The organism is Mesorhizobium sp. M1322 (genome assembly GCF_040318085.1).
Taxonomy (GTDB): domain Bacteria; phylum Pseudomonadota; class Alphaproteobacteria; order Rhizobiales; family Rhizobiaceae; genus Mesorhizobium.
The window spans coordinates 1-4,694 of the sequence record NZ_JAMYLP010000174.1; the positions used below are offsets into that span (position 1 = coordinate 1).

General features: G+C 62.7%; 3 protein-coding genes and 1 pseudogene. All 4 read right to left on the reverse strand.

The features are described from left to right. Nucleotides 1-112 precede the first annotated feature (112 nt). Nucleotides 113-565: pseudogene (locus tag NKH12_RS29970) on the reverse strand (carboxymuconolactone decarboxylase family protein); the annotation flags it as partial. A 12-nt stretch (nucleotides 566-577) separates the two neighbouring features. After that, entirely contained in the window at nucleotides 578-1,096 is a 519-nt protein-coding gene (locus NKH12_RS29975; protein WP_352956411.1) for an RrF2 family transcriptional regulator, read from the reverse strand. A gap of 381 nt (nucleotides 1,097-1,477) precedes the next feature. After that, a complete protein-coding gene (preA, locus tag NKH12_RS29980) occupies nucleotides 1,478-2,791 on the reverse strand; it encodes an NAD-dependent dihydropyrimidine dehydrogenase subunit PreA (protein WP_352956414.1) in 1,314 nt (437 codons plus the stop codon). A gap of 2 nt (nucleotides 2,792-2,793) precedes the next feature. Continuing rightward, nucleotides 2,794-4,158: an NAD(P)-dependent oxidoreductase gene (locus NKH12_RS29985; RefSeq protein WP_352956413.1), complete on the reverse strand. Its 1,365-nt coding sequence runs from the start codon at nucleotides 4,156-4,158 to the stop codon at nucleotides 2,794-2,796. Nucleotides 4,159-4,694 lie beyond the last annotated feature (536 nt).

A 4,694-nucleotide genomic window follows, 5' to 3' on the forward strand; every position in this document is an offset into this window, starting at 1 on the left:
CGCCACCCCATACACCATTCACTATCTATTCCTCCGACCTCTCTAACCCCCACACCCCGCGCCGCCGCGCGGCGCGCGGGGCCCCGCCCGCGAGCTCCCGGGGTCCCGGGGGGGCCGGGCCCCCCGGTACTGGATGAATGGCGTGGAAGGGAACGCAGAGCCGGTTCCAGGTGTTGATCATGCCGATCGCGACGGACAGCTTGACCAGTTCCTCTTCCGAGAAGTGTTGGACCGTTTTTGCATAGAGATCGTCCGGCACGCCGCTGTCCGCGATCTTCGTTACCGCCTCGGTCCAGGCCAAGGCAGCGCGCTCACGCTCGGAAAACAGCGGCGATTCCTTCCAGGCGGAGACGAGATAGAGCCGCTGCTCGGTCTCGCCATCACGGCGCGCCTCGCGGCTGTGCATCTCGACGCAATACGAACAGCCGTTGATCTGCGACGCACGCAACTTGATCAGATGCAGCAGGCTTGCCTCCAGCCCGCACTCGTCGACCGCCTTGTTGAGCGCCGACACCGCTTTCATGATTTCCGGCGCCGCGCCGAAGAATTGCAGCCTCTGCTTCATTGCCATTACCTTTCACGTTTGCTTGGTTGAACTGGATTTCTGCGGTCGCTGATGGCGCTCGACAAAGGCGCAGTTCGCGGCGACTGAACGCGGATCGGCGTCGCTCATATAGTCCGCAACGATGTCGGACAGCCGGGCCTCGGCAAGAGCGGCGCGGTAGGCGCGCTCGGCCTTCAGCATCGCGACGTTGATGCCGCAGGGTTTGACATAGACCGAGGCATCGAGCCTGGCCGGCCCGCGCTGACGGATTTCGCCGCAGCGGAAGGCCGGTTCGCGTCCTTCGACGGCGAGCACGATGTCGAGCAGCGTTATGCGCTCCGCCGACCGTGCCAGCCGGTAACCGCCCGATGGCCCGGGCACCGATTCCAAGATGCCCGACGCCGTCAGCGCGTTGAGATGCTTGAGGAGATAACTCGGCGACAGGCCGAACGCTTCCGCCATGGCAGCACCCGGCATAGTCGCCGCGCCTTCCATGCCGGCAAGCATCGCGGCGCAGTGGATGGCCGCTTCGACGCCCTCGCCCAGCTTCATCGTGCTGATCTCCAATTCATGGACATATCTTATCGTGGATAAATTTTATCTGCAATATGAAATTAAGAGTCTCGACCCTGGATGGGATGGCTGCCCTGCCAGCAATTTTATCCGATTGATGGCGCCGCCCCTCATTGCCCTGCCGGGCATTTCTCCCCGTAGAACGGGGAGAAAGACGCCGGCATCGAAGTTTTTCGCCAATCTCCAGCGTTGCAGAATAGAGAGCCAAGGCCGCGGCCAGCGGGCTTCTCCCCGTTTACGGGGAGAAGGTGCCGGCAGGCGGATGAGGGGCAGCGCCGACCTCAACGGCTGCACTGCTAAAGCGCTCCCGCACGGTATGACGGTGGTGAGAGATAAGACAGGCCGATCCTCGTCCGCCCCTTATTCCGCCGCCACCTTGGCCATCGGGTTGTTCGGATGCGTCGTCCAGTTGGCGTAGACCGGCGACACCGGTCTGCCGGTGCGCTGGTCCATCACGCCGGCCGCCAGCGGCTCCATGGTGATGCAGTTCTCGACCGGGCAGACATTGACGCAGAGATTGCAGCCGACGCATTCGGCCTCGATCACCTCGAAATGCCTCTTGCCGTCGACCATGCTGGTGATCGCCTGGTGCGAAGTGTCCTCGCAGGCGATGTGGCAGCGGCCGCATTTGATGCAGGCCTCCTGGTCGATATGCGCCTTGGCGACGTAGTTGAGGTTGAGATACTGCCAGTCGGTGACGTTGGGCGTTGCGCGGCCGACGATGTCGTCGAGCGAGGCATGGCCCTTCTCGTCCATCCAGTTTTCCAAGCCTGCGATCATCTCCTGCACGATCTTGAAGCCATAGGTCATCGCTGCCGTGCACACTTGCACATTGCCGGCGCCGAGCGCCATGAATTCGGCGGCGTCGCGCCATGTGGTGATGCCGCCGATACCGGAGATCGGCAGGCCATGCGTTTCCGGATCGCGGGCGATTTCGGCCACCATGTTCATGGCGATCGGCTTCACCGCCGGGCCGCAATAGCCGCCATGCGAACCCTTGCCGTCGATTGTCGGCTCCGGTGCGAAACTATCGAGATTGACGCCGGTGATCGAATTGATGGTGTTGATCAGCGAGACGGCATCGGTGCCGCCAGCAAGGGCGGCACGCGCCGGCTTGCGTATATCGGTGATGTTGGGCGTCAGCTTGGTGATGACAGGCATGCGGGTGTTGGCCTTGCACCAGCGCACCACCATTTCGATGTATTCCGGCACCTGGCCGACGGCGGCACCCATGCCGCGTTCCGACATGCCGTGCGGGCAGCCGAAATTGAGCTCGATGCCGTCGGCCCCCGTCTCCTCGACCACCGGCAGGATCGCCTTCCACGCATGTTCCTCGCAAGGCACCATCAACGAGACGACGATGGCGCGGTCGGGCCAGTCCTTCTTGACCTGCTTGATCTCGCGCAGATTGACCTGCAGGTCGCGGTCGGTGATCAGCTCGATGTTGTTCAAGCCGAGCAGGCGGCGATCGGCGCCCCAGATCGCGCCGTAGCGCGGGCCGTTGACGTTGACCACCGGCGGGCCTTCCTCGCCCAGCGTCTTCCACACCACGCCGCCCCAGCCCGCCTTGAAGGCGCGGATGACGTTGTAGGCCTTGTCGGTCGGCGGCGCCGAAGCCAGCCAAAACGGATTCGGCGATTTGATGCCGACGAAATTGTTGCGGATGTCTGCCATGCTCATGCCCTCCCGTTCGAGGTCAGTGCCCGGTGGATCGATTCGGCCGCGTCGCGGCCCTGTGCGACGGCGGAGACTGTCAGGTCGTCGCCGCCAAAGATGCAGTCGCCGCCGGCCCAGACGTTGGCCAGCGAGGTGCGGCCTTCGGCATCGACCCTGATGCGACCGGCTTCCAAAGCAAGCAAGGCGCCGCTGCCGTTGAGCGCAGCCGGGACAAAATTCTGGCCGATCGCCTTGAACACCTGGTCGGCGGTAAGCGTCAGCCGCTCGCCGGTGCCGACGAGTTTGTCGCCATCCATCGCCGTGTATTCGAGTTCGATGCCCGACACCTTGCCGCCTTCGGCAATGACCCGCTTCGGCTGCAGCCAGTGACGGATGATGACGCCGTTGGCGGCGGCCAGATCCTGCTCGAATTCGGAAGCGTTCATGTGCTCCTGCCCGCGCCGGTAGCAGATCGTCACCTCTTCGGCGCCGAGCAGCTTCGATTGCACCGCCGCGTCGATCGCCGTCATGCCGCCGCCGATGACGACGACCCGCCGGCCGACCGGCAGGCTGGCAAGATCGCTCGCCTGGCGAAGCTCCGCTATGAACTCCACCGCATTGGTGACGCCTTGCGCGTCCTCGCCGTCGGCGCGCAGCGCATTGACGCCGCCAAGCCCCATGCCGAGGAACACCGCGTCGTAGTTCCTGGTCAGGTCCGACAGCTGGTAGTCGCGGCCGAGCGCCTTGCCGTTCTGGATGTCGATGCCGCCGATCGACGTGACATAATCGACCTCGGCCTGGGCGAAATTGTCGATGCTCTTGTAGGCGGCGATGCCGTACTCATTGAGGCCGCCGGCTTTCGGGCGGGCTTCCAGGATGGTCACGTCATGTCCATGGCGTGCGAGCCGATGAGCGGCTGCAAGCCCGGCTGGTCCGGCGCCGACGACGGCGACCGTCTTGCCGGTCGGGGCGGCGCGCCGGTAAAACTGCTTATTCTCAGCCATGGCGACATCGGTGGCGTAGCGCTGCAGGCGGCCGATCTGCACCGGCTTGCCTTCCGCCACTTCGCGCACGCAGACTTCTTCGCACAGCGTCTCGGTCGGGCAGACGCGGGCGCACATGCCGCCCAAAATGTTCTGGTCGAAAATCGTCTTGGCCGAGCCGATCGGATTGCCGGTCGAGATCTGGCGGATGAACAGCGGGATGTCGATCGAGGTCGGGCATGCGTTCATGCACGGCGCATCGTAGCAGAAATAGCAGCGATCGGACTCGACCAGCGCCTCGTGCTGATCGAGCGGCGGATGCAGGTCGGAAAAATTATCCGCATATTGTTCAGGCGAAAGCCGGCCGCCGGCAATGCCCTGCTTGAAATGACCAGTCGCCATTCCGCTTCCCCATTCTTGTGGTTTTGCCGAAGGCTAGCACGTTTTGTTTTTTTATCAATTGGTCAATTTTCGAGGCAAGCCGCTGAAATGCCATGATAAAACTTGACACACAACGTCATGTTTTCGAGCTGGCGGATGGCCCTGCCGAGGGGCCGGAACGCCGACTGGTCCAGGTGCACCGCTGCGAGGGCGCCGAAAATATCGGGAGCAGCAGCATGACGAGGCCCGGCTTGAGCTCGCCGAGCATCTCGGCAGCCATTTCGGCCATCATTCGGACTGCCACTCTTTGCTTGCAGAGCGCTCATGTACTGTGCCAGAGAGAATCACGATTGGGGGCTTCATTGGGACAGTTTCGCTACAACCAGGCGTTGATCCAGGTTATTATAATTTTGGCCGCCTCTACTTTGGGATATGGAGACGCACACGCGCGACTCAAAATTACTAAGTGTCCGATCCAAAAAGGAGTGAGTGATTTCAGCAGGTTGTGATTCTGTCGGATTGCTGAGATTCGACGGAGATCACGATGCCTTGGACCG

Coding starts and splice junctions, on each gene's coding strand:
- NKH12_RS29975 (WP_352956411.1), bottom strand. CDS start 1,096: ATGAAGCTGGGCGAGGGCGTCGAAGCGGCCATCCACTGCGCCGCGATG.
- preA (WP_352956414.1), bottom strand. CDS start 2,791: ATGGCAGACATCCGCAACAATTTCGTCGGCATCAAATCGCCGAATCCG.
- NKH12_RS29985 (WP_352956413.1), bottom strand. CDS start 4,158: ATGGCGACTGGTCATTTCAAGCAGGGCATTGCCGGCGGCCGGCTTTCG.